Genomic DNA, 25,426 nt, shown 5'->3' with positions numbered 1-25,426 from the left:
GAGAGTGGCTGAAGGAGTCCCCTTTGGCCGAGATGTATTCAGGAGTGTTTCCTTGGGCAATTTTCGCAATCTCGCATTCTGGGCCGTGCTGCTCGTGCTCGTCTTTTCGTTGTTCAATTTGTTCAATGGTGGCGGTGGCAGCGGTGGCATGCAGAACCGTGAGATCAGCTATTCCGATTTCGTCACTTCCGTTGAAAACGGGAATGTCAGCAATGTAACCCTAGACGGGGAGCAGGTCCGCTTTCGCCAGTCTGATGGCGACTATGTCACGATCAAGCCGTTTGATGCCGAAGTGACCAAGCTGTTGACGGAAAACGATGTTCCTTTCCGTGCAGAGAGCCAGCAGGAAAGCGGTTTGCAGACATTCCTTGTCTCGTTGCTTCCTATTCTGCTTCTGATCGGTGTGTGGATTTATTTCATGAACCGTATGCAGGGTGGGGGCAAAGGTGGCGCCATGGGCTTTGGTAAGTCCAAGGCTAAAATGCTGACCGAAAAGCATGGGCGTGTGACGTTTGATGACGTGGCAGGCATTGATGAGGCTAAAGAAGAACTCGAAGAGATCGTGGAATTCCTGCGCAATCCGCAGAAATTCAGCCGTTTGGGTGGTAAGATTCCCAAGGGTGCGTTGCTTGAAGGCCCGCCAGGTACCGGTAAAACGCTACTGGCGCGTGCGATTGCAGGCGAGGCGGGTGTGCCGTTTTTCACCATCTCCGGTTCCGACTTTGTCGAAATGTTTGTGGGTGTGGGTGCAAGCCGTGTGCGCGACATGTTCGAGCAGGCGAAAAAGAATGCGCCGTGCATCGTGTTTATCGACGAGATTGATGCGGTTGGCCGCTCGCGTGGCGCTGGTTACGGTGGCGGTAATGACGAGCGTGAGCAGACGCTCAACCAGTTACTCGTTGAAATGGATGGTTTTGAAGCCAACGAGGGTGTGATCATTATCGCGGCGACCAACCGTAAAGATGTGCTTGACCCTGCTTTGCTGCGACCTGGTCGTTTTGACCGTCAGGTGACAGTTGGCAACCCCGACATCAAAGGCCGTGAGAAGATTCTGGGTGTGCATGCACGCAAGACGCCGCTGGGCCCTGACGTTGATCTGCGCATTATTGCGCGCGGTACACCCGGGTTCTCCGGTGCTGATCTAGCGAACCTTGTGAACGAGGCAGCATTGACGGCTGCGCGTGTTGGCCGTCGTTTCGTCGCGATGATGGATTTCGAATCTGCCAAGGATAAGATCATGATGGGTGCCGAGCGCCGCTCGATGGTGCTGACGCAAGACCAGAAGGAAAAGACTGCCTACCACGAGGCTGGCCACGCGCTTGTGGGCATCAAGATGCCGAAGTGTGATCCTGTCTATAAGGCCACGATCATCCCGCGTGGCGGTGCTTTGGGCATGGTGATGAGCCTGCCGGAAATGGACAAGCTGCAGATGTTCAAGGATGAAGCCGAAGAGCGTATCGCTATGACGATGGCGGGCAAGGCAGCCGAAATCTTTAAGTACGGTGCTGATTCCGTGTCCTCCGGTCCTGTGGGCGACATCATGCAAGCCAGTGCTTTGGCGCGTGCGATGGTCATGCGCTATGGCATGTCCGACAAGGTCGGTAACATCGACTATCAGGAAGCGGCAGCTGGGTATCAGGCCAATGGTGGCGCGGGCGGTTTCAGTGTCTCGGCGGCGACCAAGGAGCTGATCGAGAGCGAAGTTAAGGCGATCATCGATACTGGTTATGCTGTTGCGTACAAGGTGATCGAAGATAACGCGGAAGAGTTTGAGCGGCTGGCGCAAGGCCTGCTTGAGTATGAAACTCTGACGGGTGAGGAAATCAAGCGCGTGATGGCGGGTAATCCGCCGACCGAGCCTGAGGATGATGACAAGCCTGACAGCGGGTCCGCCCCAAGCATCACAGCGATTCCAAAGGCGAAGGGTAAGAAAACACCCCCCTCTGGTGGGATGGAACCTGAGCCTTCAGCCTGATCACACTTTGTGAAACAGACAATACAAAAGATCATGGCCCTGCACTGCGCGGGGCCTTTTCTTTTTGACGCAAGGCTTGCAGGATTGCCGCAACAGGAGACAATATATGCCAGCGCTTATTCCCACCGATTACTATGCGACAATCACTTGGCTGGGCGTTGTACCTGACCGTTCTGCCGCGTTGCAGGCGCAGCGGCGCGAGACGTTAATTCTTAGCCTTGCAGGGCCGGAGGGGGAGGACCATGGCGGGCTGACGCGGCCCTCATGTAGTCGCGTGCTGTCGCAATATACGCGCGATACGGTGATCCGTAACACCCGCCAGCTTTGCGTGATGAGTACGGAAGAACTCGCGGCGATTGCGTCGACGATGGGGGTTGAGGCTCTCGACCCAAGTTATATGGGGGCGACTTTGGTGATTGAGGGAATTGCTGATTTTACCCATGTGCCGCCGTCTTCACGGCTTCAAGCTGAATCGGGGGCGACGATTGTGATTGATATGGAGAACCGCCCTTGCGTGTTGCCTGCACGCGGGATTGAGGAGGATATGCCTGGGGCTGGCGCTGCTGTGAAAGGAGCGTCCAAGAACCGTCGCGGCGTTACTGCGTGGGTGGAGCGGGAAGGCACATTGAAGCTGGGTGAGCACATGCGCCTACATGTTCCAGATCAGCGGCCGTGGGCACCTGCGATGATCTAAGAAAACGTCGCTATTGTTGGATGCTTTCGAGGTAGGTGGCGAGGGCAAGTAGGGATTGGGGCGTTGGGATCACTTCGCCCGAGGGGGAGGCCCAATCGACCAGTGGGCTTTGGATGACTTCCTCAAACTCCGGCATGCCGCCCAACTGATGACGGCCGGTATATCCATTGATTTGGGCCATCACTCCGGCAGTGGGAAAAGTGCCGCCATTTCGTTGTGCGATCAACGTCAGGTTTGCGGGAGGAATGGCGAAGCCGCTGGCAAGGGGACCGTCCCCCTCGGCGGTGCGGCCATGGCAACTGGTGCAGTGTTTGTCGAACAGATACGCGCCGCTCGCTTTGGGGGAAGGGGCCAAACTGGCCGTGCAGGCGGAAATGGCCAGGGTGGAGAGTGTAAGTGCAGCGAGGGAGCGGATCATAGACTGGCCTTCTTGTTTAGGGGTCAGGCCAATTTGGCGGATCAGCCCTGCATAAATATTGATATGGATCAAACCCTCGTACTGAGGCAGTTAGTGATGCGCCTCGGCAACAACAGCGTGGCGGTTGCGTGCATGGCGGTTGATCAGGCGCTTGGCTTTTTTGCCCTCAGCAAAGGGGCGTGCGGGACGGATCGGGCCGCGCGTTTTGCCCAGATCGTTAAACGGCACGCCGAGCAGAGTGCAAAGCTCGTCCAGCGCATCGCGCGGAATAGACTGTAACGCTTGTTCCCCCAGATAGAGGCTTTCGCTGGGGACCGTGTTGGAAAAGACCACTTCGTGGCGGGCAAGCATGACGTGGTAGTATGTGACGTCCATCTTGGGACGTTCCAAAGTGACACCTGCGAGGCGCAGCAGGGATTTTGCCCGCACGAGGACTTGATCGCTGCCAAACATGCGTTTTGCGATGCTGCCTTGGACCATGACGCGGTGTTGTTGGGACAGACGCAGATCACGCGATGGCATGCCATCGCCAAGGGCGTCGCGGCGAATTAGCACCGCTGCGAGGTTAGGGGCTGCTTTGATCTCGGCAGGGGTCCATGTTTTGCAAAACACCCATGTAATCGGCTGTGCGCCATGATCGGCAGTCAGGACCAGATCACCAATACGCAAATCTTCGACAGCGATGTCGCCGCGCGGTGTCGCGAGGCGGGTGCCATCGGCAAAGCATACGTTTGTCACACCTGCCGAGGGCGTGTCGGTGGTGAAGATATCCGCGCCGTCGCCAGCACGCTGTAGTGATAGGCCGTCCGTATCGTTACCAAAATCCTCGCCCGTGCCGATACGTGTTGCAGTGGTGGAAAAACCGGAATAGCTCGATGCGCCCAGTGTCGGGTTGTCCAGTGCGTCGCCATTAAAGGTCGCTTGGGCAAATTCGTCATTGGTAGGATCGTAAAGTGTGATGTTGTCGCCGCCGTTGTTAATCAGCGGGGCGGCGCGACCTGCGTCAAAGAACAGATCATTCGCGCTGCCTGTGGGCAGGCTGCCACCGCTTTGCACACCTGACAGAACAAGAGCATGACCACCCGCCTGTAGGATTGTGCCGGGGGGGAAGGTGAACCAGTTGCCCACGCCCATATCCCAAAGCTGGAGGCCCGAGATGTCGATGGCGGCGTTTGAGCTGTTGTAGAGCTCGACGTATTCATCGGTGGCAGCTGCGGTGCCGTTGCCATCGGTATCGAAATTCAAAGCACCGTTTGGATCAACGAGGATTTCGTTGATTACGATGCCGCCCAGCAACATGTCGGCCACAGGCCAATACTCCATAAAACGCCCAGAGGCGGGTTTGTGATCGATTTGGCGGTAATTTGGGGCTGATTTAAGTCAATAGAGAGAGATTAGCATGGCAGGGTCTTGGGTCCGAGGCAGTGTCCTTGCGGGTTTCTGTGCTGCCCCACAGGTTTCTTAAACGAAACGAGATTGCGACGCTGCGCCGCATCACAGGGCAAAAATGTCGTAATCCTGACCTGCGTTAGTGGTATGCCCTAGTATGCATGCATCAGAACATGCCGAAGCGGCAAACTCATTGGGGGATACCATGGCTTTTAAAACTGACATCCAGATCGCACGCGAAGCGACCAAGAAACCTATTCAGGAGATTGGCGCAAAGCTGGGTATTTCCTCGGATGATTTGCTGCCTTATGGCCATGATAAAGCGAAAGTATCGCAGTCGTTTATCAATTCCGTGCGGGACCGCCCCGATGGCAAGCTGATCCTTGTCACAGCGATCAACCCGACCCCTGCGGGTGAGGGTAAGACGACCACTACTGTTGGTCTGGGTGACGGTTTAAACCGCATTGGCAAGAATGCTGCTGTTTGTATCCGCGAGGCTTCGCTGGGGCCGAACTTTGGTATGAAGGGCGGGGCTGCGGGAGGCGGCTACGCACAGATCGTGCCGATGGAAGAGATGAACCTGCACTTTACGGGCGACTTCCACGCGATCACCTCCGCGCACTCCTTATTGTCGGCGATGATCGACAACCACATCTATTGGGGTAACTCCCTTGAGATCGACACGCGCCGCGTTGTGTGGCGCCGCGTGGTGGACATGAACGACCGTGCTTTGCGCCAGATCACAACGTCACTTGGTGGTGTCGCCAACGGCTTCCCGCGCGAAACTGGTTTTGACATTACTGTGGCATCCGAGGTTATGGCGATCCTGTGTCTGGCCAAGAACCTTGCCGATTTGCAGGAGCGTTTGGGGTCGATGATTGTGGCCTATCGCCGTGACAAGACGCCAGTGTTTGCGCGCGATATCAAAGCGCACGGAGCGATGACGGTTTTGCTGAAAGATGCGATGCAGCCGAACATCGTGCAGACGTTGGAGAATAACCCTGCGTTTGTGCATGGCGGTCCGTTTGCCAACATCGCGCATGGCTGTAACTCGGTTATTGCGACCACGACTGCGCTGAAGTTGGCGGATTATGTTGTGACGGAAGCAGGCTTTGGTGCGGACCTTGGTGCGGAGAAATTCCTGAACATCAAATGCCGCAAAGCAGGCCTGTCGCCCTCTTGTGTCGTGGTTGTGGCCACTGTGCGCGCGATGAAGATGAACGGTGGTGTGGCCAAGGCCGATCTGGGGAACGAGGATGTCGCGGCTGTGCAGAACGGTTGTGCCAACCTTGGCCGTCATATCGAGAATATGAAGTCGTTCGGCGTGCCTGTTGTTGTCGCGATCAACCACTTTGTTACCGACACAGATGAAGAAGTGCAGGCAGTTAAGGATTATGTGGCGACGCAAGGGTCCGAAGCGGTTCTGTCGCGTCACTGGGAGTTGGGCTCGGAAGGGTCTGCGGATCTGGCGACCAAGGTTGTCGAGACCATCGAGAAGGGTGATGCGAATTTTGCGCCGATCTATCCTGATGAGATGTCACTGGCCGATAAGATCAACACGATTGCGACCAAGATTTACCGTGCGGATTCAGCCCAGATGGATCAGAAGATCGTCAACCAGCTGAAAGAATGGGAAGATCAGGGGTATGGCAACTTGCCTGTTTGTATGGCCAAGACGCAGTACAGCTTTACCACTGATCCAGAGCGTCGCGGGGCGCCGACAGGCTTTGACATTCCGGTGCGTGAAGTGCGCTTGAGTGCTGGTGCGGGTTTTGTGGTCGCCATCTGTGGTGAGATCATGACCATGCCTGGTCTGCCGCGTGTGCCCTCGGCCGAGAGCATCGGGTTGAACGATGCGGGTGAAGTTGAAGGCTTGTTTTAAGACAGGTGCGATTTAAAGAAGGTGCGCATGAATGCACACCCTACGGGTAGGGTGCGCATTTATTGCGCACCACTAGGAGAATACAAATGACGGCGACGATTATTGACGGTAAGGAATTTGCGGCGCGGGTCCGGGGGCAAGTTGCGGAACATGTGGCGCGCCTGAAGGCCGATCACGGGATTACGCCCGGCTTGGCGGTTGTGCTGGTGGGCGAAGACCCTGCCAGCGAAGTATATGTTGCGGCGAAACACAAGCAAACGGTCGAGGTCGGCATGGCCTCGTTTGAGCACCGTTTGCCTGCGGATGTATCGGAGGCGGATTTGTTTGCCCTGATCGACACGTTGAATGCGGATGCAAGTGTGCATGGTATTTTGTGCCAGTTTCCTGTGCCTGATCACCTTGATGAACGCGCTGTGGTTGCGCGGATTGATCCGTCCAAGGATGTGGACGGGCTGAGCGTTGTGAACGCGGGCCTTTTGGCCAGTGGCGAAGTGGGCTTGGTCTCCTGTACGCCTTTGGGGTGTTTGATGCTGCTGCGCGACCAGATTGGTAATATGTCCGGAATGGAAGCGGTGGTGATTGGCCGCTCGAACCTGTTCGGTAAGCCGATGGCGCAACTGCTGTTGCGCGAAAACTGTACCGTCACGATCGCCCATTCGCGGACCAAGGATTTAGCAGAGGTCTGCCGCCGTGCGGATATCCTTGTGGCTGCTGTGGGTCGTGCGGAGATGGTCGAAGCGGACTGGATTAAACTCGGTGCCACTGTGATTGATGTGGGCATCACGCGTATTCCACACCCTGAAAAGCCCGGTAAGAGCAAACTGCTGGGGGATGTGAATTTTGAGCAGGCGATGACTGTTGCCAAGGCTGTCACGCCTGTTCCGGGTGGTGTGGGGCCGATGACGATTGCATGTTTGTTGGCTAACACAGTCACCGCCTGTTGTCGCGCCAATGGGTTGGACGCGCCGAGCGGCTTAACCGCCTAGGAGAACTGCGTTCATCAACCTGCCCGGCAGAAAGGTGAACGCACCTGCGATCAGGAGTGCGCCAAAGGCCATCCCCTGCATCGCGCGTTTGTGATCTGCGACGCGGTGGCTGCGGGCTGCTGTGACGGCTTGGTACAAGTTCCAGAGTACAAAGACCGAAAGCAGGTGTATCGGGCTGAACGGCCCGACCAGTTTGATTGTGTTGATCCAGAAGCTGCTGATTGCGACGGTGGCCATCATGATCACCCATGCCCACCCCATGACGCGGTGATAGCGGCTGCCCTTTTTCAAGCTGAATATTGCGATTGTCAGGAATACTGCGCCAAGGGCAAGGGCCGTGTGGATTTGGATCATCAGCGATGCATTGGCGAGGGGGGTGAGGGTCATGTCAGGGCTCCATTGTGTTGGGTTGACCTCTCATGGCAAGTTGACGATCAGGGGGCCAGTTGCGTTACGTGGGCAGGGTGGCTCAATACGTGAATGACAAGGACAAGGGACCATATGCAATTCGCGCTTCGTGAAATGACCCGCCACCGTGTGCCTCTTTTGATCTGGCTTGTGGTGACGGCAGTCGCTGTTGTGGCGGGCCCGTTCGGGACGCTGGATGCGATGCGGCTTGGGGGCCGTGTACTCTATTGGGGCGGTATTGCGGGCGGGTCGATCCTGTTGAGTTTTGGTGCGCGGTGGCTGGCCCGTGATATGGGGCGCTGGGGCAAGATCGCCGTTCAGGCGGGGTTTGTTCTGGTGGTGGCCAGCCTTGCGCATTTGATGAACAGTCTTGTCTTTGAAATCTGGGGCGGTTGGGCCGATTGGGTCTATCTAACCGGTACTGTTGGCTTGGTGACGGCGGCAGTAAATCTGGTGGTCTGGGCGGTGGTGCCTGCTGTGGAAGAGGATGTGGGGAAGCCTGAGGGTGAGGCGTTTTTGCGCCGTTTACCGATTGAATTTCGTGGGCCTTTGGTTCGGATCGAGGCGCAGGATCACTATCTCAATGTCGTGACTGCTAAGGGCCAGACGCTGATCTTGATGCGGCTTGGCGACGCAATCGCTGAGTTGGAAGGGCGCGGGTTGCAAGTGCACAGGTCGCATTGGATTGCAACGGATGCAGTGACCAAGAGCCGTCGTGAAAACGGGCGGGACGTGCTGGTGATGGCGGATGCAGCACAAGTGCCCGTGAGCCGGAGTTTTCGAAGTGCTGCGCAGGATGCGGGACTGCTTTAGCGTGGAACGGGGACCATGGTCCCTTGCAGGATCGCGATAAGGGTTTGTTCACCGTCAGCTTCCGCATGGACTTCGGCAGTGACGATGCTGAGGCGTTTGCCGCCTTTGATGACGCGGCCTGTAGCGATGAGGCAGTCTCCGCGGGCGGGAGCCAGCAAGTTTATTTTGATCTCGGCGGTGACGACTTCCATATCCAGCGGAATGAGCGTGAGAGCGGCGTAGCCCGCCGCACTGTCCCCAATGGAGAAGGTAAGACCTGCATGTCCTAACCCTTGTTGCTGACGCGTGTGCGGCAGGATGGGTGCGGTGATGCGCACGAGGCCTTTGCTGATCTCTGAGAGTTCGGCACCGAGGGTTTCCATCATGCTTTGCGCTTGGAAGCTTGCGCGGATGCGATCTTTGATATTGTGGTCCATTGGCTACCTCGGCATGGGAATGGCGGTGGGCATGGGGCCTGTGAGCACGGCAAGTGCCTCGGGCCGCATAAGGGTGTTCAAGACATCGCTTTGGGTGCGCAGGCCGCCTGTGTAGGTGCCGTATGCGGGCAGGATCACACGGTCACTGTCGATGAGGAATGCGGGGCGTGTGATGGTGCGGCCGCGCAGGGCGAGTGATGCTTTTGGGTGGTAGTGGCCTGATATTTCTCCCGCCGCGCTCTCATGTGCAATGTGGCGGAAGGTGAGAGGTTGCAGGGGCAATTCTGCCAGATGAGCACCACCAAATTCAACAGGACCGGGGTCATGGTTGCCCTCAATCCAGACCCAGCGGCGTCCTGCCTGGAGACGGAAAATCCATTGACGCTCGGACTCGGGGAGGGCTTCGGAGGCGGCGAGGTCGTCGAAGCTGTCGCCCAAACATACAACAGTGCGTGCGTGGCAGAGGGCCAGATCGGCAGCGAGGCGGTTGAGCGTGTCGCGGGTGTCATAGGGGGGCAGGGATGTGCCGCCGCGCCGTGCGATCCGCTCGGACTTGCCCAGATGAAGATCGGAAACTACGAGCAAATTCTGGTCAGGCCACCAAAGGGCGCCAGAGCCGAGCGCCATGAGGGACGCCCCGGCGATTGTGAAGTTGTATCCATTCATCGGCGGCAAGGTGGAAGATTATCCGACCCTCTGCAAGGGGCTTAGTAGCCCACCCGCCAGCGGGGTTTATCAGAAGCAGCGGGGGTGATTTGCGCAAGGCCGGAGTTCTCCATCAGGCGTTTGGCTTCCTCGGCAAGCAGGCGTTCCTCCGCGTCGCCTTTGACGGGGACTCGGCCCATTTCCATGAAAAGAGGGGCCGAAAGTGGCGTGACGCGGGGAAGGGTCAGGTGATCGATGCGGCCCTTTGTGCGGGCGAGCATCTCCTCGATGCGGCCAAAATCGACGAGGCCACGCAAAGCTTCTTCGCGGGTGATTTCCAGCATGAGGTGGTCGGGGTCGTATTTGGTGAGGGTGTCATAGAGAATGTCGGAGCTGAAGGTTGCCTGGCGGCCAGATTTGCGCGCTTGGGGGGAGTTGCGCTCGATGAGGCCTGCGATGGTGGCGGAGGCTCGAAAGGTGCGTTTCATCACGGCGTTCCCTGCGAGCCATGCTTCCATGCCGTTTTGCAGAGCGTTGGCTTCTAGCAATGCATCGGCATCGGTCACAGGGTCGAGGGACCAAATAAGCGTTGCGTAGTCGGTCGCGACAAAGCCGAGGGGGCTGTAGCCAATCTCCTCCATGCGTTTGGTGAGTAGGAGGCCAAGTGTTTGTTGACCGTTGCGCCCTGCAAAGCCGTAGATGACGGTCTGGGCGCGGGCATCGTGGGGAAAGCTCTCGACCAGTAGGCGGCCCGGTTGCGGGAGTTGGCTGCGGGTGCGTTGGAGCTCTAGCCATTGGGCTGTGTGTGGCGGCAGCTCGGGCCAGTCCTCTTGCGTGAACATGCGCTGGACGCGGGCGGAGAGTTGGGTGGAGGTCGCGAATTTGGTACCCATGAAGGTCGCGACTTTTGGCTTTTTGGCGCTGTCGCGGGACACTTCGACTGTCATTTCGCGCAGGCCTTCGTATTTGACGATCTGGCCGCCGATCAGGAAAGTGTCGCCCTTGGTGAGGGTGGCGGCAAAGCCTTCCTCGATCTCGCCCAAAGGTTTGCCGCCACGGCTGCGCTGCATGCGCACTTTGAGCGTGTCGGTGTCCTGGATCGTGCCGATGTTCATGCGGATGTTTCGGGTGGCGCGAGGGTCGCGGAGTTGCCATTTGCCATCAGGCCGCTGGATCAGACGCTGCCATTTGTCATAGGCGCGCAGAGCGTAGCCGCCTGTGGCGCAGAAATCGAGGCAGGCATCGAACCCTGCGCGGGAGAGAGAGCTGTATGCGCCTGCGGATTTAACCTCGCGGTAAAGGGCTTCTTCATCGAACGGACCAGCGCAGGCTGTGATCAGGATGTGTTGGCAGAGAACGTCACGTGGGCCCGTACTGCGAGGGTCGCCATCAAGTTCGCCTGCGAGGACAGCCTCAAGAGCTGCGACACATTCCACCACTTCAAATCGGTTTGCGGGCACAAGGAGTGCCTTTGAAGGTGCATTATAGCGGTGGTTGGCGCGGCCGATACGCTGAACGAGGCGTTTGACGTTTTTGGGTGCGCCAATCTGGATGACGAGGTCTACATCGCCCCAGTCGATGCCAAGATCGAGGCTGCCGGTGCAGACAATGGCCCGCAATTCTCCACGCACCATTGCGCCCTCGACGCGGGCGCGTTGTTCGCGGTCGAGGCTGCCGTGATGGATACCGATGGGCAGGCTGTCATCGTTGGCGAGCCAAAGTTTGTGAAAGAAAATCTCCGCCTGGGCGCGGGTGTTGTGAAAGATAAGCGTGGTGTTGTGGTCCTTCACCTGTTCGAGGACGGCGGGTATGGAATAGGCCGCACCGCCGCCTGACCATGGTGGGGCTTCCTCGGTCTGGAGCATCTGGATGTCGGGGGCGGGGCCGGGGTCTGCTTGCAATATCTGGCAAGGGTCTGGGTGACGCGCCATGAGATGCGCGATGGCTTTGGGGTCATCGACAGTGGCTGAGAGCCCGACGCGTTTGAGATCGGGGCAAATGGTGTTGAGCCGTGCGAGGGCCAGCATCATCTGGTCGCCACGTTTCGACTCCGCCAGCGCGTGGATTTCGTCGATGACCACGCGCTTGAGCCCCTTGAACATGCGCGGTGCGTCCTCATAGCTGACCAGTAGTGCAAGGCTTTCTGGGGTAGTGAGGAAAATATGGGGCGGGTCGGCACGTTGGCGTTTTCTGAGGGTGGCGGTTGTGTCGCCTGTGCGTTCCTCAATGCGGATGTCGAGGTTCATTTCCTGCACCGGCGTGGTCAGGTTACGTTTGATATCGGCGGCCAGCGCTTTGAGTGGGGAGATGTAGAGGGTGTGCATGCCCTCATGGGGCGTCTCATGCAGGTCAATGAGGGTAGGGAGGAAGCCAGAGAGGGTTTTACCGCCGCCTGTGGGCGCGATGAGCAGCAGGGCAGGCGCATCCGCGCGGTCCAGCATCGCCTGCTGGTGTGGGTGAATGGACCAGCCTTTTGTACTGAACCAGTTTCGGAATTTTTCGGGAAGGTGCTGCATGGTGAGTAAGATAGCGTGTGGCGCGCGGGGGACCATGGGTAAATTGGTCTAGCCTTTGGGCTCGCGTGGTTTGAGGGCCGCAATGGTGCGTTGCACAATCTCGGGCAGGCTGGTGTCCGCCCCTTCGGGTGCTGCATCAAGCGCACTTGCTACGTCTTTGACAAGGATGCCGATTGTGTTGTCAGGCGCAAAGCCGTCACGAGAAAATTCGATCGAATTGAAGCCTGAGGCGAACCAGTTTTGGCCAGATGAGGTGTGGATGAGGTCCAGAAGTGCGCTGCGGTCCATATCAGCGGCATCGGCCCAGTCGAGGATCAGGCGCGTCATTGCAGTGTTAGAGGCGGCAAGCAGGTTGTTGAGAACTTTCGCCTGCATGCCAGCGCCATAGCTGCCCATGCGGTGGAAATGTTTCCCCATGGCGTGAAAGAGTGGCATCGCGCCATCGATATCCGCAGAGTCGCCACCGATCATAAAACTCAGCCGCGCTTCTTGTGCGGCGATCTGTGCGCCTGACATCGGTGCGTCGATCAGGGCGATGTGGGAAGGGATGCGTGTGCGTAGGGATTTGACGTACTTGGGTGATAGGGTGGAGCTGATAATGATGCGAATTAGGGTCGGGATAGCCGCGAAATTTTGCTCGCCAAAGAGCACCGCTTCGGTTTGCTCGATGTCGCGGACCACTGTGATCAGTGTGTCGAGGTCTTCGGAAAAGACCGCGATGTCATCCGTGATATGGGGGCTGCCCATTTGGAGCACGTCATACCCACGCGCCGGCAGGCCTGCGGCACGCAAAGCTGCCAGCATCGGCGCCCCCATGCGGCCACATCCTGCAACTCCGGTTCTTGATCGCATTATTTCACGATATGTTCGTCTTTGACGAACATGTTGGCCCATGCGCGGTCCATCAACTCTGGCGACATCTGGTAGGGGATGCCCTCGAAGTTACAGATCGCGATGATCTGATCGATCAGGAAGATCGGCTGGTAGTTCGCATAGACGTTGTCGATAGTGGGGTATTTATTTTTCAGCAGGTGAATAAGGGTCGCCTCGTCTAGCGGCATTTTGCGCTTCTTTGCCATCATGGCAAAGATTTTGAGAAAGTTCGCCTGATCTGGTCCGTCGATTTTGATTTTGAAGAAGATACGGCGTAGAGCGGCGGTATCGAAAATCTCGTTCGGGTGGAAGTTGGTGGAGAAGATGACCAGCGTGTCGAAAGGCACTTCGAACTTCTCACCTGATTGCAGGGCAAGGATGTCCTTGCTCTCTTCGAGCGGAACAATCCAGCGGTTGACGATGGCCTGTGGCGGCTCTTTCTGGCGGCCAAGGTCGTCCACGATAAAGATGCCCCCCGTCGATTTCAGCTGAAGCGGAGCCTGATAGGTTTTGGCAGTGGGGTTATAGACCAGATCAAGCATGTCGATGGTCAATTCACCGCCCGTGATCACGGCGGGGCGCTCACAACAGACATAACGCGCGTCATAGCGGGTGATACGGCGCAGGGATGTCGGGTCTTGGCCTGCTTCTTCGACTTCGACATGCACAATAGGGTCAAAGACGGTGATGACCTGCGAGGCATATTCAATTGCGCGTGGCACATAGACCTGATCGCCAAGTGCATCGCGGATGCCGTTCGAGATCGAGGATTTTCCGTTGCCGGGAGGGCCGTACATCAAGATGGAACGGCCAGCAGAGACAGCGGGGCCGAGATTTCCGAGCAATTCGTCGGGCAGGATTAGGTGCCCCATAGCGCCCGAAAGCTGGGCGCGGGTGATCTGCATATTGCGCACAGACTGGCGCTTTACCTGCTCGCGGTAGACATCAAGCGGGACGGGCATGGGGCCGAAATATTCGGACTGTGCAAGGGCATCGAGGGCGCGGTCTTTTCCGGCATCGGTGAGCTGATAGCCCATCTCATTGCCGTTTTGGGCGTTAAGCGTGCCTGTCGCCTCGACGAGGCGCTGAGTGCGGCACATGTCGACGAGCTCTTGTACAACTGGGATCGGTAGGCAGACTGCTTTTGACAGATCGCTCACCAGATCGAGGTTTTTGCGGAAGATCGTTTTCAACAGGATATCGCGCATCATCACGACAGGCAGGCGCATATCGCTAAGAGTTTTTGGCGCGGGGGGCGCCATTACGGCGGAAAGTGGAGCGTTCATTGGTCTGTCCCTGTGCTGAAATCGGGTGCTAACTAACCCTTAGGGGGTAAAAATGGCCCTTTTCAGGCACCATAAAGGAAACCGAGGACGAGATAGATGATCAGTGTAGGTCCAAGGGCAAGGCCCATGGGAAATTTCTTACCTTGCTCCCAGCTTGTCCAATCAGGGGCGAGTTGGCGTAGACGGGTCATTCTGATGGTTCGGTGAGTGACAACAGCGGCTAGAAGGCTCGCGATGAAGATGAATGTCAGCAGCACAAGATCCCCAAGCGCTACGAAGGGGGCGGCCGCGGCAATGAATTTGCTGTCGCCGGCACCCATCACACCTGCGGCGTTCAGAATGACGCCCACAAACAGAACAATCACCATGCCAGCCAAGCGCCACAGGTATTCGTCAAAGGGTAGCACGATGAGACCCACCGCGACAAAGACACCTGCCAACGTGAGGTTGGCGATATTGGTAATCTTCATACGCGACAGGTCAGTGTACATCACATAGAGGCAGATCGGCACGACAAAGGGCAAAAACCACGCAGCGGCGTAGGTCGTAATGGCCATCGGTCAGGCTTCGAGCGCAGCGAGAGAGCGCGAGGCCGCCTCGAAGTGCTGTGGATGGGTGTCGATGGCTTCGCGCAGAAGGCCTTTGCCAGTCTCAACGTCGCCTTGTTTGATCGCGGACAGCGCCATGGTGTGCAGGAGTTGCGCGCGCTCTGTCTGGTCCATAGGGACCACGGGCAGATTATAGTTGCGCTGTGCGCCACGGGCCAGAACGAGATTGTTCTTAGCGGTGAAGAGAGTGTTATCTTGCGTCACGGCACTGTTGAACAGACGCTCGGCGTCCTTGTAGTCGCCGCGTGTGAGTTTGGAATAGCCCCAATTGTTCAGCACAGGTGCAGGTGACGTGGTCAGGCCTACGGCAGTTTCATAAAAACTGTCAGCTTTCTTCCACTGCTGCTTGCTGTCGGCGATGATCGCCTCAAGGCGGTAGCGTTTGAATGTCTCGTGGGTGGGCGGAATGGCGGTAAGCGTTTTCTCGGCCTTAGCCCAATCGCCAGCGCGGATTAGCGCATCGGCCAGCTCCACACGGTCGTCATTGGTGGCGGCTGGCAGGGCGACAGTACGCTGCCATGCGGCGGCCCCTTCGTCATAGCGTTTGGCGCGGATCAGCGACTGGGCAAGGCCACGCTGGAATTCAACATTTTTTGGCTGTTCTTTTACAACGCGTTGGAAGTATGTGACGGCCTCATTGGGGTCACCCACGGTCAGCATCACTTCGTTGAGGTTTGCGTCATCAATGACGTTTACGTCCTGAAACGCACGCTCGACAGTTTCTTCACCGCTTTGCTCTGCGCATGCGGATAGGAATGTAGCGCCCGCAAGAAGGGCTGCCAGAACGGAATTATGGCGCATTTTTGCGTCCTTTACTGCTTCTGCCTCATGAGGTGCCCCAAGGGTGGGTTGCACGCTATGCCTATTTTTAGGTCACAGCCCCGAGCGGATCACATAATCTGCCGATCCACGGCGCACCAATTTATATTCGTCATAGTTACCATTAGACGTACCAGAATTCTCTGATTTTTCGAGCGCTAATCGCAGATTGTCGCGGATTGAGACACTTTCGCCATTGTCGAGGGCAAAAGCCTTGCGAAATATCTGGGTTGCGTCGACATTTTTGCCACGCTCCATCAGTACAACACCCAAATTATTCCAGATTTCGGGCTGTGTCGCGTCCCGTTCAATCGCGCGGCGCAACAGTTGTTCGGCCTGTCCCAAACGGCCCAACCCCAGATTGGCAGTGCCAAGACCTGACAGGATTTCCGCATCCACGGTCCCGCGGTCGATTGCCGCGCGATTGAAGGAGCGGATCGCAAGCTCGTACTGGCCAGCGGCGACAAGGCGGTGACCGGTTTCAAGATTGTCGGCACCATCGGCGCGCAGATCAACCCCGGGGGCGTCAATAGCATCAGGGTCTTTTGGCGTGAACACAGACGCGCCAAAGCCGCCTGACGAACAGGCGGCTAAAGCAGTGAGCAGTATCGATAGGCAGGCAAAGCGCCTTAGCCGTGGTGTCATTATTGTCCAGGTCCAGCCATTTCACTCATTTTCGTGATACCCATCACAGAAGGACCAACAAGGATGATCAGCAGGGGCGGCACGGTGAACATCATTGTGGCAAGTGTCATCTTGGTTGGCAACTTGTTTGCGGCTTCTTCGGCACGCATTACGCGTTTGTCGCGCATCTCGGCAGCATAGACACGCAATGCATCCGCGATGGATGTACCAAAGGCAGCCGATTGCACCAGCACGGTTACAAAAGACGATATATCCTGCACGCCGCATCGGGTACCCAGATCGTTGAGCACGTTTACTTTGTCTTTACCCGCTTTCATTTCTTGGGCCACCACTTCGAACTCGTCGGCAAGGGCAGGGTAGGAGGCCTTAAGCTCGTTGGCGACGCGCACAATACACTGGTCGAGTGATTGCCCTGCCTCAACGCAGACAAGCATCATGTCGAGGCAATCGGGAAAGCCCTGTTCAATCTGCTCTGCACGGGCGGCGACACGGCGGGTGATCCAGTATTTGGGCAGCCAATAGCCGATCGCGCCGGGGCCAAGGGTCCACATCATTGTCTTTTGCGTGGTCATCTCAACTTCGACGATAAAGTTGGTATAGACGACACCGATAAACAGACCAATGAGACCAAGGGCCATCTGGGCAAAGTAGAACATACGGACCGCATCGCGCGACTGGTATCCAGCCTGACGTAGTTCAAGCTGCTTCTGGCTCAACTCGCCTTCATCTTCAGGCTCGAGGAACTTTGCAAACTTCTCAAGCTGGGCGTTGCCGTCTTTCTGTCGCAGGCTGGCCGGGCCTTCGCCCATACCCTTGCGGCGTTCGCTCTGGTCACGCTTGAGCTTGTCCAGCGGATCTTCGGGCTGGTTTACCATCATGACGACGGTGACCATCACAAGGATCAGGCCAAGTGCGCCAAGGATAATAATGAGGCCGAAGGGGCCCATCACATCGCCGATTGCTGTGTTTGCGGTATCGAGCATGACTGCCCCCTAAACTTTGATATTGGTGAGGACGCGCATCACCAGAAGGTTCACACCAAGGAAGATGCCGACGAAGAAACAGGCGGGAATGAAATACGGTGTTTCTTTGACTTCGTCATAGTAGTGCGGATCGCCGACTGTGATTACGGCAAGGGCCAAGAGCGGGAAGGCGGACAGGAACTTGCCCGACCATTTCGCCTCGGCCGTAATCGCTTTGACACGGCGGAAAAGGCGGAAGCGGGCGCGGATCACTTTTGCCAGACCCGCGAGGATCTCGGCGAGGTTACCACCTGATTGCTGCTGGATCGTCACGGCAACGGCGAGGAAGCGTAAATCCTGCATATCCAAACGTTCGGCCATTTCTTTGAGTGCTTCACCCACATCGCGGCCATAAGCGGCCTCGTCCGAGATGATGCCGAATTCAGAGGCAAGCGGATCCTGAATCTCTTTTGCCACAATCGAGATGGCGTTGGTGAAGGGGTGGCCCACACGCAAGGAACGCACCATCAGTTCAACCGCATCGGGCAGTTGCTCTTCGATGAGGCCCATACGCTTGTTGGCTTTCATGCTGATCCACATGAAGACAGCGCCCACGCCCATCATCACTGACATGACGAGACGCACGGGCGTTTCGGTATCGGTGCCAACCGTCAGACCCAGGAAGACGATGACCGACAGTCCGCCCATCACCATCAAAAGCTGCTGAGGCGTAAAGGCAATCGCGGCCTTTTGCGCCTTCTCGGAGAGCAGGGAGTAGAGCGGGATGCTCTTGGATTTCATATGCTGCTGCATTTCTTTGCGCAGCTTGTCGAGAACCTCCTCGCGGCGATCCCCTTTTTCGATCATCTCGAGGCGGCGGTTCACGCGGGAGTTCAGCGAGATGGATTTGCCGAAGGCCACAAGGTACAGGCCCTCGACGAGCACAAGCACGCCGATAAAGATCAGTCCGTAGATGATTGGTTCTGCACTCATGGTCTTGGTCCTTTTTACGCTGAATGCGTAGGGTCGCTCGGGGTGGTTGTCTTATTCAGCCGCGATGGGTTCGTAGATAGAGGATGGCAAATCGTAACCCCACATGCGGAAGCGCTCTGCGTAGTGGCTGCGCACGCCTGTAGCGGTGAAGTGTCCGATAATCTTGTTGTCAGGCGTGAGGCCCACGCGCTGGTAACGGAAGATTTCCTGCATAGAGATTACGTCCCCTTCCATCCCGGTAATCTCGGTGATGGACGTCATGCGACGCGAGCCATCTTGCAAACGCGAGGCCTGCACGATGAGGTTCACAGCCGAGGAAATCTGGGAGCGGACGGCCTTGAGCGGCATCTCGATGCCCGCCATCGCGATCATGTTTTCCAAACGAGACACACCATCACGCGCAGAGTTTGCGTGGATTGTGGTCATGGAACCGTCGTGGCCGGTGTTCATGGCCTGGAGCATGTCGATAACTTCCTCGCCACGCGTCTCACCCACGATGATCCGGTCGGGGCGCATACGCAGGGCGTTTTTTAGACAGTCGCGCGGTGAAACCTCGCCTTTGCCTTCAACGTTTGGCGGACGCGATTCCATCCGGCCTACGTGGGTCTGTTGCAGTTGGAGTTCCGCTGTATCCTCGATGGTCAGGATACGTTCGGCGTTGTCGATGAACGACGACAACGCGTTGAGCGTGGTCGTTTTACCAGAACCTGTACCACCTGACACGATGATGTTGAGGCGTGTTGCAACGGCGGCTTGTAGATATGCGGCCATTTCTTCGGTGAAGGCACCAAATTGCACCAGATCGTCGATGCCCAGCTTGTCCTTTTTGAACTTACGAATGGAAACAAGGGAGCCATCAACGGCAACTGGTGGCACCATCGCGTTGAAACGCGAGCCGTCCTTGAGACGCGCATCGACGTAAGGGTTTGATTCGTCAACACGACGGCCCACGGCAGATACGATTTTATCGATGATGCGCAGGAGATGGCGTTCGTCTTTGAATGTAACATCCGTCAGCTCAAGCTTACCGGAGCGTTCCACAAAGATCTGCTGTGGGCCGTTCACAAGAATATCGTTTACGGTTTCATCTTTGAGCAATGTCTCAAGTGGCCCGAGGCCTGTCACCTCGTCATACAGTTCAGAATTGAGGATCATGCGATCTTCGCGGCCCAGAACGATGGAGTTTTCGTTCAGGTGCTCGGACGAGATTGCGTTAATTTCTGCACGCAGGTCGCTCTCTGAGGCATGCTCAAGAGCAGCGAGGTTGAGGTTATCCAAAAGAACACGGTGCAGGTCGAGTTTGATCTCGCCCATGCGCTGCTTGCGCTTGACCTCTTTGTCCACTGGCGCGGCAGAGGCCGCAGGCGCGGCCCGGCGCATGGATGCTGCCGTGGCTTCGGGCTTTGCCACTTCGATGGGTGTTACAACTGCCTGCGCCGCAGGGGCCGTGTCCGTTTTTTTATACTTGGAGAACATTGTATTATGCTTTCTGAAGGTCAGGACTTAAGCGGCAGCGGATTCGCTGCCGCGCAGGTTGTGAATAGAGACTGCAAGTTTGGCGATTTCCTTGCGCAGAGGGCTTTTTGGCGCCGACTCTGCAAGGGGCATGCCGTGATCATTGGCTTGTGTGATCGGCTTGCCGCCATCGGGCAGTTGCAGATCGATGCTGATGTCGAGGCTCTCCGCCATACGCTTGACGCGGCTCTTGGCGTTGATGTCCGTAAACTTGGGCGCACGGTTCAGCACATAGCGGACCTTTTCGATCGGAAGCTCTTCGGATTGCAGGGCACGCTTGAACCGCAGCGTATTCTGAGCCGAGCGCATGTCGAGCTCAAGCATCGCAAAATAGATATGTGCGGAAGTCAGTACGGTTTCGGACCACTGCACCAGCGTCGAGGGCATATCGACAACCACATAGTCGAACTGGTTGCGGGCAATATCAAGCACACGGCCAATGTCCTCAGAGGTGATCAGATCAAGGGGCAGCATGTCCGACGGAGCCGTCAATACCTGCATTTTGTCTTCGTAGGCCAAAAGCGCCTGACCGAAGATTTCTTCATCCAGGCTCTCGGTGTCTGACAGCATTTCATAAATGATCTCACGACGGGGCAAGTCGAGGAATGTCGAGACAGAACCATACTGAAGGTCCAGATCAATCAAACAGACAGAAGGGCCGCCTGCTTTTTCGACATTTGCCAGTTCCCATGCAAGGTTCACGGCCAGTGTGGTGGACCCTGTGCCACCCGCCAAACCATGGACAACGATAACTGCGCCATCTTTTTGGGCACCTGCATGCAACGCGTTGGGCTGGGGTGCCGCTGCGGTAGCAGGAGCTTGTGCGGGCGTACGGATACGCTCAATCGCTTGGGCCAATTCACCTTCGGGGAGCGGGTAGGGGACAAATTCATCTGCGCCTTGACGCAACAACGAGTGTAGCGCGCCGGGAGTCACATCTTCGGCGATCAGGATCACCCTTATATCACGTGCTTTGGCTTGGGTGATAATTTCGGTCATCAGAGGTAAGTTGTCTTCATCTTCCTCATCCATGGCCAAGGCAATGAATTCCATGCCTTTCGCCTCGGGCTGACCGAAAAATGATAACGCCTCGGCAAAGCCGAGATCACCCCACGCCTCGCCCATGGCGGTTTCCATGTCTTCAATCAACAGATCAAAGTTCTGCACATCACGGCTGACCGTACATGCGAGGATCGCGTCCTGATCGGGTTGTGGCATTACGCTGCTCATTGCCTTCATTCCTTCTATCAAAGGGCGTTATGGTCAAAACAGTGCCGCGCATTTGCGTCAGCGTCTGATAAGACCTGCCCCCCGCCGGTATTTTTCCCGGACAGAGTTTTCTCGTTGAAGGATTAATCGCAGGGAAGTTAGGCAAGATTGGGGCCGAAAAGCTGCGATTGTTGGGTATCGTGAAACGATCACCGCATATCGGCAGGATTGACCCATGACAAAGACGGGCAATCAGACATGCAAAAGGCGCCCTCAGAGGACGCCTTTGTAGAAAATTTTTTTGTCTTACTCGCTGCCGAGACCTACAACTTGGTCACTCGACAGGGTCGATGGGCTCACAGCACTGGCAACATAGTCACGGTAGATGATCTGGGCGTATTTGCCATCCAACACAGTTGGGTGACGTTTCACAAAGCCGCTGACCTCTGTCACGGTGCGACGATTACGGCGCTCACGCCCTTGGGTCACAACGAGGGGTTGCGTTTCGCCAAAGGAAACAACGGCCTCTAGACGGTTGCGGCTGATTCCCTGTGTCGCAAGATAGCGGACAACTGCGTTTGCACGGCGCAGGCCAAGGCTTTTGTTCGCGCGGTTGGAGCCGACGGCATCAGTATGACCATAGACCCGAAAGCGGATTTCGGGGAACTGCCGAATCCATCCGGCCTGCTGGCGAAGAATAGACTGGGACCGCGCATCAAGCTGCGCAGAATTGAACGCGAAATTGACGGTGCTATCCACCTCAGAGGAAAAACGTTGTGCAAGATCGTAGGTGTACTGGCGCTCTCCTGTCATCACAAGGCGATTGTTCAGCGTTGATTCGCCAAAGTCACCTGTGTCGAGAAGCGCACCGGATTCCGAATAAAACTGGGTATAAATGGGATCAGAACTGGTGGTGCAGGCCGTCAGCCCAATCGCGGCTGACAGTATGCTGCCGGTAATTATCTTGCGATGGGTCATGCGGTTCATTGTCTCAATCCAGTACGTAGCCATATGACCCGGTAAAGTCCTGCTTTGCAACCTCTCCTGCTGCTCCCTTTTTCGGGGTCCGCGTGCCGGCAGCTGTACGACCGTGCAAGAAGAGGTCTTGTTCGGTCGGCGGTCTGATCCGGTCGGTGGGCAGGGCGAGGGCTTCGCCGCGAGTCGGGGTCACAAGGTGGGCACTGATGATGATGACCAGCTCGGTCTGGCTGCGCTGGTAGTTTGCGGAGCGGAAAAGGGCGCCCAAAACAGGCACATCGCCGATCCACGGGAGCTGGGACGAGTTGTCAGTAAAGTCATCTTGCAGCAAACCTGCGATGGCAAAGCTTTCGCCGTCGCGCATCTCGACTGTTGTCGAGGTTTCGCGACGCGAGAAGGCGGCAATAGAGAAGCCCCCGTCAAGCGTGATACCATTAGACGGATCAATCGCGGAAACAGCCGCTTTCAGCTCAAGATTAATGAGGTCTTTGTCCACCACACGGGGGATAAAGGAGAGCTCTACACCGAACGGTTTGAATTCAACCGAAGTACGGTTGTCGGACTGCGAAACGGGGATGGGATATTCACCACCCGCGAGGAATTTCGCTTCTTGGCCTGATAGCGCCACAAGGTTCGGCTCTGCAAGAAAACGCACGACGCCTTTTTGCTCAAGTGCTTCGAGAAGGATGCCAACTTGAGTGGAGCCTGCGTTGAAGCCGAACAGAATCGCGCCATTGTTGGTATTGGTTGCGGGCAGGCTGCCTGCGATGGCTGCTGTGCTGCCACCATTTGTAGTCAAAGTACCAGAACCGCCACGCACGCCGATATCGCTGCCGATACCGCCACTCAAAGAGAGTGAGGAGCTGAGGGATTTGGATACGGAACGCTGCATTTCGGCAAAGCGCACCTTGAGCATGACCTGTTGGATGCCGCCGACACTCATCAGGTTCGAAACCCGTTCAGGTGCATAGCGTTGCGCAAGTTCAAGTGCGCGGGCCAGTTTGGGGGCCGATGATACCACGCCAGACAGGACAATACCGTCATTAGCGGATCGGACTTCGATCTTTTCCCCTGGAAGGATCTGGCGCAGGCGCTCTTTGAACTCTGACAGGTCAGGAGTCACAACCACATCAACGTTCGTGATTAAGCGTCCTGCCGCATCAAACAGCGTGAGCGTGGTTGTGCCCGGCGATTTGCCCAGCACATAAATCGTGCGATCCGACAGCGATGAGAGGTCGGCAATGCCAGGGTTGGCGATGCTCAGCTCTGCAAATGGGGTATCGCTTTCGACAACAATTGCACGATTAAGCGGGACGTTCAGTTTTGAACTGGTGCCACTTTTCACAATGCGCAAGTTATCTGCGAAGGCTGCCGAAGGGGCAGTCACTGCATATGCGGATACGCTCAGTGACAACCCGAGAAGGGTTGCCTTAAGAAATCTATCAATTTTCATGTGACCTGCCTTTTTGATCACGCCTCAAAATAGGGTCTTAGTGCCCGTCGTTTGGATAACTCTGCGGCAATTCCGATTTTTATGCAAGAATCAATGCGTTCAATGGCGAACCTGCTGTGGATAAATGGCAACAGCGTCAAATGCGCAACGCCGCCCCGAGCAGAGGGCGGCGTTGCGTCTTTCGCATGGAAGGGCGGGGCTAACCGCCTGTTCCTCGCTTAGTTTGTGCAGGGGATCGGAATGTTGAGGACCTCTGCACCGCGACGGGTACGGATGGTGCAAACTTTCTCGGCTTCGGCTTCTGGCGCTTTAACAGCCGCTTGAATACCGAGCAAATCCTGCTGATTCACTTCGATGTTGCTGGCCACGATCACATCATCACCAACACCAACCAACGAGAGCGCCAGACGCCCGGTTGATTGAGCCTGAGCGAGGGAGGCGACCTGTGTCGGATTGACCGCCACGGTCACGGTGCGGGCAATCTGTGCACCTTCAACATCGCCGGAGCGTTGGTCGACTGCGATCAAGGGTATGCTGGACTCGATCAGTTTTGTGACTTCTGTGCGGCTTTGTCCGCCACCAACAGTGCCAGTCCAATAAACATCGACACGGTCACCAGGGCGCAGGAAGCCTGACACACCAGAGGAAACGTCGACTTTGATCGCGAATGCGCGCATGCCACGCTCAAGCCGTGATGTAAGCCCCGCGTCTTCGCCAGGCTTGGTCACTTTTATAGAAAGCAGGACTTCGTCCTTTTCAATAGGGCGCAGCACAACGCGGGGTTCGTCAGTATTTTCGGGGAAAATAACGCTGATATCGTTGAAATGACCCTCAGGGATTGCTGTCACAGGAAAGTCGACCGAGCGAACATCCTCTTTTGACAGTTTCTCACCATATTTTAGGGTTCTGTTCACGACAAATACTGGTTTTGTTGGGACGATCTTTGCTTTTGCGGCTTCCGCGCGCGCAATTGCGGTCTTGTACTGGCCGATCTGACCTTTTGCGAGATACACAGCGCCGCCGGCCAAAGCTATTCCGACCAGTAACACGAGTCCAAAAATCATGCGCATTTTATGTTCCTCTTTACCTCAAGGTCCGGCAAGGCCGAACGTGTTTCGTAGTCTGACTATACTGCCAGTTGATTGTGGTAATTCTGCGGCTTGGGCGCAGAAATCTTGTTTGTGCGGTCCAGAGATTTTTTATAAGCGGACCGAAGCGGGCGGGTTTAGCTGCCGCCCAAATCCATGATGTCTTCGATGGATGTGTCGACGAGATATTCGTTGACGTTGTGGCCAACGCTCTGGCTACCACTTTGAATCGACGCAAACGCTGCGAGGGCAAGCCCACATACAGCTGCTGTTAGTACAACCCAATCCACGGTTACTGCACCGTTTTCGTCGGCGGCGAATGTTTTAATGCGATGTATCATCACTATTCTTTCAATTTCGTCGCGGCGGTACGCAACCCAGGAAAATGAGAAAAGGGGCTGCATTCCATGCAGAACGCAGCCCCTTAGGTGGGTCGCGGCCTAAGCCGTTAAACCCGGTAGAGATTAGTCAGCTGCTGGTGCGCCAACTTCACCGATAACCTGTGCGCCAAGGAAGGTGGAGGTGTTGGCTGTCATGGCTTCGGAACCGGTCTGGATGGAGCCGTAGGCTGCGATCGCCAGGCCAACAACTGCGGCTGTCAGAACAACCCAGTCAACTGTTACTGCGCCGTCTTCGTCATTGCGGAAGTTTTTTACGAATTTCATCATGTTAGTATCCCTCCAAAGGATTTTTCAATGTTTAAGTTACAACCCTGTCTTACCGTGTGGCCCGCTCTCATTCAGGCCTGCTCGACTTGGTATGACGCTATATAGCTGTATGAATGGGGCATGAATTTGGCGGCAATTGAGGCTTTTGGCGGAGATAACCATTAAATTTGAAGTAATTACTTAAAAT

The 25,426-nt window shown here is 56.4% G+C and carries 25 protein-coding genes; 5 read left to right on the top strand and 20 right to left on the bottom strand.

Annotated features, from left to right (window positions below; translation table 11 throughout):
* The first annotated feature begins 52 nt into the window (after window positions 1-52).
* Together ftsH and Q0775_RS03205 are read left to right on the top strand one after the other, a co-directional pair.
* A complete protein-coding gene (ftsH, locus tag Q0775_RS03210) occupies window positions 53-1,975 on the top strand; it encodes an ATP-dependent zinc metalloprotease FtsH (protein WP_298857882.1) in 1,923 nt (640 codons plus the stop codon).
* 106 nt (window positions 1,976-2,081) lie between these two features.
* The gene (locus Q0775_RS03205; RefSeq protein WP_298857881.1) at window positions 2,082-2,669 is read left to right on the top strand and encodes an MOSC domain-containing protein; all 588 of its coding nucleotides are present in this window, start codon (window positions 2,082-2,084) and stop codon (window positions 2,667-2,669) included.
* Window positions 2,670-2,679: 10 nt separating this feature from the next.
* On the opposite strand, the gene Q0775_RS03200 is transcribed toward Q0775_RS03205, so the two are convergent.
* Complete coding sequence (locus Q0775_RS03200; protein WP_298857880.1) at window positions 2,680-3,087, bottom strand: c-type cytochrome; 408 nt, start codon at window positions 3,085-3,087, stop codon at window positions 2,680-2,682.
* 90 nt (window positions 3,088-3,177) lie between these two features.
* Window positions 3,178-4,386, bottom strand: coding sequence for a Hint domain-containing protein (locus tag Q0775_RS03195; RefSeq protein ID WP_298859921.1), 1,209 nt, complete (start codon window positions 4,384-4,386; stop codon window positions 3,178-3,180).
* A gap of 295 nt (window positions 4,387-4,681) precedes the next feature.
* Between Q0775_RS03195 and Q0775_RS03190 the strand changes: the two genes are divergently transcribed.
* Both Q0775_RS03190 and folD read left to right on the top strand, forming a co-directional pair.
* Window positions 4,682-6,358, top strand: a complete 1,677-nt coding sequence (locus Q0775_RS03190) for a formate--tetrahydrofolate ligase (protein WP_298857879.1) — start codon at window positions 4,682-4,684, stop codon at window positions 6,356-6,358.
* An 86-nt stretch (window positions 6,359-6,444) separates the two neighbouring features.
* Window positions 6,445-7,344 carry a bifunctional methylenetetrahydrofolate dehydrogenase/methenyltetrahydrofolate cyclohydrolase FolD gene (folD, locus tag Q0775_RS03185; protein WP_298857878.1) on the top strand — a complete coding sequence of 300 codons (900 nt, stop codon included), beginning with the start codon at window positions 6,445-6,447 and terminating at the stop codon, window positions 7,342-7,344.
* Here folD and Q0775_RS03180 read toward each other — a convergent pair.
* Entirely contained in the window at window positions 7,333-7,731 is a 399-nt protein-coding gene (locus tag Q0775_RS03180) for a DUF2306 domain-containing protein (protein ID WP_298857877.1), read from the bottom strand. The genes folD and Q0775_RS03180 overlap by 12 nt on opposite strands.
* Before the next feature lie 114 nt (window positions 7,732-7,845).
* Here Q0775_RS03180 and Q0775_RS03175 point away from each other — a divergent pair, with 114 nt between their 5' ends.
* A complete protein-coding gene (locus Q0775_RS03175; protein WP_298857876.1) occupies window positions 7,846-8,565 on the top strand; it encodes a LytTR family DNA-binding domain-containing protein in 720 nt (239 codons plus the stop codon).
* Here Q0775_RS03175 and Q0775_RS03170 read toward each other — a convergent pair.
* From Q0775_RS03170 to Q0775_RS03090, 17 genes are all read right to left on the bottom strand, one after another.
* Window positions 8,562-8,981, bottom strand: a complete 420-nt coding sequence (locus Q0775_RS03170) for a PaaI family thioesterase (protein WP_298857874.1) — start codon at window positions 8,979-8,981, stop codon at window positions 8,562-8,564. The genes Q0775_RS03175 and Q0775_RS03170 overlap by 4 nt on opposite strands.
* A 3-nt stretch (window positions 8,982-8,984) precedes the next feature.
* Window positions 8,985-9,647: a ligase-associated DNA damage response endonuclease PdeM gene (gene pdeM / locus Q0775_RS03165; RefSeq protein WP_298859919.1), complete on the bottom strand. Its 663-nt coding sequence runs from the start codon at window positions 9,645-9,647 to the stop codon at window positions 8,985-8,987.
* 41 nt (window positions 9,648-9,688) lie between these two features.
* Window positions 9,689-12,142: a ligase-associated DNA damage response DEXH box helicase gene (locus Q0775_RS03160; RefSeq protein WP_298859917.1), complete on the bottom strand. Its 2,454-nt coding sequence runs from the start codon at window positions 12,140-12,142 to the stop codon at window positions 9,689-9,691.
* A 48-nt stretch (window positions 12,143-12,190) separates the two neighbouring features.
* Window positions 12,191-12,994, bottom strand: coding sequence for an NAD(P)-binding domain-containing protein (locus Q0775_RS03155; protein WP_298857873.1), 804 nt, complete (start codon window positions 12,992-12,994; stop codon window positions 12,191-12,193).
* Window positions 12,994-14,301, bottom strand: coding sequence for an ATPase (locus Q0775_RS03150; protein WP_298857872.1), 1,308 nt, complete (start codon window positions 14,299-14,301; stop codon window positions 12,994-12,996). Before Q0775_RS03150 ends, Q0775_RS03155 begins: the two co-directional genes overlap by 1 nt.
* Before the next feature lie 62 nt (window positions 14,302-14,363).
* The gene (locus Q0775_RS03145; protein ID WP_298857871.1) at window positions 14,364-14,858 is read right to left on the bottom strand and encodes a prepilin peptidase; all 495 of its coding nucleotides are present in this window, start codon (window positions 14,856-14,858) and stop codon (window positions 14,364-14,366) included.
* Between the two features lie 3 nt (window positions 14,859-14,861).
* On the bottom strand, window positions 14,862-15,710 hold the full coding sequence (locus Q0775_RS03140; protein ID WP_298857870.1) for a tetratricopeptide repeat protein: 849 nt from the start codon (window positions 15,708-15,710) through the stop codon (window positions 14,862-14,864).
* A 72-nt stretch (window positions 15,711-15,782) separates the two neighbouring features.
* Window positions 15,783-16,373 (bottom strand): tetratricopeptide repeat protein, encoded by a 591-nt coding sequence (locus Q0775_RS03135; protein ID WP_298857869.1) that lies wholly within the window; start codon window positions 16,371-16,373, stop codon window positions 15,783-15,785.
* Window positions 16,373-17,356: a type II secretion system F family protein gene (locus tag Q0775_RS03130; RefSeq protein WP_298857868.1), complete on the bottom strand. Its 984-nt coding sequence runs from the start codon at window positions 17,354-17,356 to the stop codon at window positions 16,373-16,375. Before Q0775_RS03130 ends, Q0775_RS03135 begins: the two co-directional genes overlap by 1 nt.
* 9 nt (window positions 17,357-17,365) lie before the next feature.
* The gene (locus tag Q0775_RS03125; RefSeq protein ID WP_298857867.1) at window positions 17,366-18,328 is read right to left on the bottom strand and encodes a type II secretion system F family protein; all 963 of its coding nucleotides are present in this window, start codon (window positions 18,326-18,328) and stop codon (window positions 17,366-17,368) included.
* A 51-nt stretch (window positions 18,329-18,379) separates the two neighbouring features.
* Window positions 18,380-19,804 (bottom strand): CpaF family protein, encoded by a 1,425-nt coding sequence (locus Q0775_RS03120; RefSeq protein ID WP_298857866.1) that lies wholly within the window; start codon window positions 19,802-19,804, stop codon window positions 18,380-18,382.
* A gap of 27 nt (window positions 19,805-19,831) precedes the next feature.
* The gene (locus Q0775_RS03115; protein WP_298857865.1) at window positions 19,832-21,073 is read right to left on the bottom strand and encodes an AAA family ATPase; all 1,242 of its coding nucleotides are present in this window, start codon (window positions 21,071-21,073) and stop codon (window positions 19,832-19,834) included.
* 285 nt (window positions 21,074-21,358) lie between these two features.
* Window positions 21,359-22,030, bottom strand: a complete 672-nt coding sequence (locus Q0775_RS03110) for an OmpA family protein (RefSeq protein ID WP_298859915.1) — start codon at window positions 22,028-22,030, stop codon at window positions 21,359-21,361.
* A gap of 13 nt (window positions 22,031-22,043) precedes the next feature.
* Window positions 22,044-23,483, bottom strand: a complete 1,440-nt coding sequence (locus Q0775_RS03105) for a type II and III secretion system protein family protein (RefSeq protein ID WP_298857864.1) — start codon at window positions 23,481-23,483, stop codon at window positions 22,044-22,046.
* Window positions 23,484-23,701: 218 nt separating this feature from the next.
* On the bottom strand, window positions 23,702-24,553 hold the full coding sequence (gene cpaB / locus Q0775_RS03100) for a Flp pilus assembly protein CpaB (protein WP_298857863.1): 852 nt from the start codon (window positions 24,551-24,553) through the stop codon (window positions 23,702-23,704).
* A gap of 155 nt (window positions 24,554-24,708) precedes the next feature.
* On the bottom strand, window positions 24,709-24,912 hold the full coding sequence (locus Q0775_RS03095) for a hypothetical protein (protein WP_298857862.1): 204 nt from the start codon (window positions 24,910-24,912) through the stop codon (window positions 24,709-24,711).
* 123 nt (window positions 24,913-25,035) lie between these two features.
* Complete coding sequence (locus tag Q0775_RS03090) at window positions 25,036-25,239, bottom strand: hypothetical protein (RefSeq protein ID WP_298857861.1); 204 nt, start codon at window positions 25,237-25,239, stop codon at window positions 25,036-25,038.
* Between the last annotated feature and the right edge of the window lie 187 nt (window positions 25,240-25,426).

It is taken from the genome of uncultured Sulfitobacter sp. (assembly GCF_947499945.1).
GTDB lineage: Bacteria > Pseudomonadota > Alphaproteobacteria > Rhodobacterales > Rhodobacteraceae > Sulfitobacter.
Note: the sequence above shows the minus strand (reverse complement) of the source record. Positions and strands in the feature narration are given on the sequence as shown.

Excerpts from the sequence above, each read along its gene's own strand:
- Q0775_RS03205 (WP_298857881.1), top strand. The coding sequence starts at position 2,082 with ATGCCAGCGCTTATTCCCACCGATTACTATGCGACAATCACTTGGCTG.
- Q0775_RS03200 (WP_298857880.1), bottom strand. The coding sequence starts at position 3,087 with ATGATCCGCTCCCTCGCTGCACTTACACTCTCCACCCTGGCCATTTCC.
- Q0775_RS03195 (WP_298859921.1), bottom strand. The coding sequence starts at position 4,386 with ATGTTGCTGGGCGGCATCGTAATCAACGAAATCCTCGTTGATCCAAAC.
- Q0775_RS03190 (WP_298857879.1), top strand. The coding sequence starts at position 4,682 with ATGGCTTTTAAAACTGACATCCAGATCGCACGCGAAGCGACCAAGAAA.
- folD (WP_298857878.1), top strand. The coding sequence starts at position 6,445 with ATGACGGCGACGATTATTGACGGTAAGGAATTTGCGGCGCGGGTCCGG.
- Q0775_RS03180 (WP_298857877.1), bottom strand. The coding sequence starts at position 7,731 with ATGACCCTCACCCCCCTCGCCAATGCATCGCTGATGATCCAAATCCAC.
- Q0775_RS03175 (WP_298857876.1), top strand. The coding sequence starts at position 7,846 with ATGCAATTCGCGCTTCGTGAAATGACCCGCCACCGTGTGCCTCTTTTG.
- Q0775_RS03170 (WP_298857874.1), bottom strand. The coding sequence starts at position 8,981 with ATGGACCACAATATCAAAGATCGCATCCGCGCAAGCTTCCAAGCGCAA.
- pdeM (WP_298859919.1), bottom strand. The coding sequence starts at position 9,647 with ATGAATGGATACAACTTCACAATCGCCGGGGCGTCCCTCATGGCGCTC.
- Q0775_RS03160 (WP_298859917.1), bottom strand. The coding sequence starts at position 12,142 with ATGCAGCACCTTCCCGAAAAATTCCGAAACTGGTTCAGTACAAAAGGC.
- Q0775_RS03155 (WP_298857873.1), bottom strand. The coding sequence starts at position 12,994 with ATGCGATCAAGAACCGGAGTTGCAGGATGTGGCCGCATGGGGGCGCCG.
- Q0775_RS03150 (WP_298857872.1), bottom strand. The coding sequence starts at position 14,301 with ATGAACGCTCCACTTTCCGCCGTAATGGCGCCCCCCGCGCCAAAAACT.
- Q0775_RS03145 (WP_298857871.1), bottom strand. The coding sequence starts at position 14,858 with ATGGCCATTACGACCTACGCCGCTGCGTGGTTTTTGCCCTTTGTCGTG.
- Q0775_RS03140 (WP_298857870.1), bottom strand. The coding sequence starts at position 15,710 with ATGCGCCATAATTCCGTTCTGGCAGCCCTTCTTGCGGGCGCTACATTC.
- Q0775_RS03135 (WP_298857869.1), bottom strand. The coding sequence starts at position 16,373 with ATGACACCACGGCTAAGGCGCTTTGCCTGCCTATCGATACTGCTCACT.
- Q0775_RS03130 (WP_298857868.1), bottom strand. The coding sequence starts at position 17,356 with ATGCTCGATACCGCAAACACAGCAATCGGCGATGTGATGGGCCCCTTC.
- Q0775_RS03125 (WP_298857867.1), bottom strand. The coding sequence starts at position 18,328 with ATGAGTGCAGAACCAATCATCTACGGACTGATCTTTATCGGCGTGCTT.
- Q0775_RS03120 (WP_298857866.1), bottom strand. The coding sequence starts at position 19,804 with ATGTTCTCCAAGTATAAAAAAACGGACACGGCCCCTGCGGCGCAGGCA.
- Q0775_RS03115 (WP_298857865.1), bottom strand. The coding sequence starts at position 21,073 with ATGAGCAGCGTAATGCCACAACCCGATCAGGACGCGATCCTCGCATGT.
- Q0775_RS03110 (WP_298859915.1), bottom strand. The coding sequence starts at position 22,030 with ATGACCCATCGCAAGATAATTACCGGCAGCATACTGTCAGCCGCGATT.
- Q0775_RS03105 (WP_298857864.1), bottom strand. The coding sequence starts at position 23,483 with ATGAAAATTGATAGATTTCTTAAGGCAACCCTTCTCGGGTTGTCACTG.
- cpaB (WP_298857863.1), bottom strand. The coding sequence starts at position 24,553 with ATGCGCATGATTTTTGGACTCGTGTTACTGGTCGGAATAGCTTTGGCC.
- Q0775_RS03095 (WP_298857862.1), bottom strand. The coding sequence starts at position 24,912 with ATGATACATCGCATTAAAACATTCGCCGCCGACGAAAACGGTGCAGTA.
- Q0775_RS03090 (WP_298857861.1), bottom strand. The coding sequence starts at position 25,239 with ATGATGAAATTCGTAAAAAACTTCCGCAATGACGAAGACGGCGCAGTA.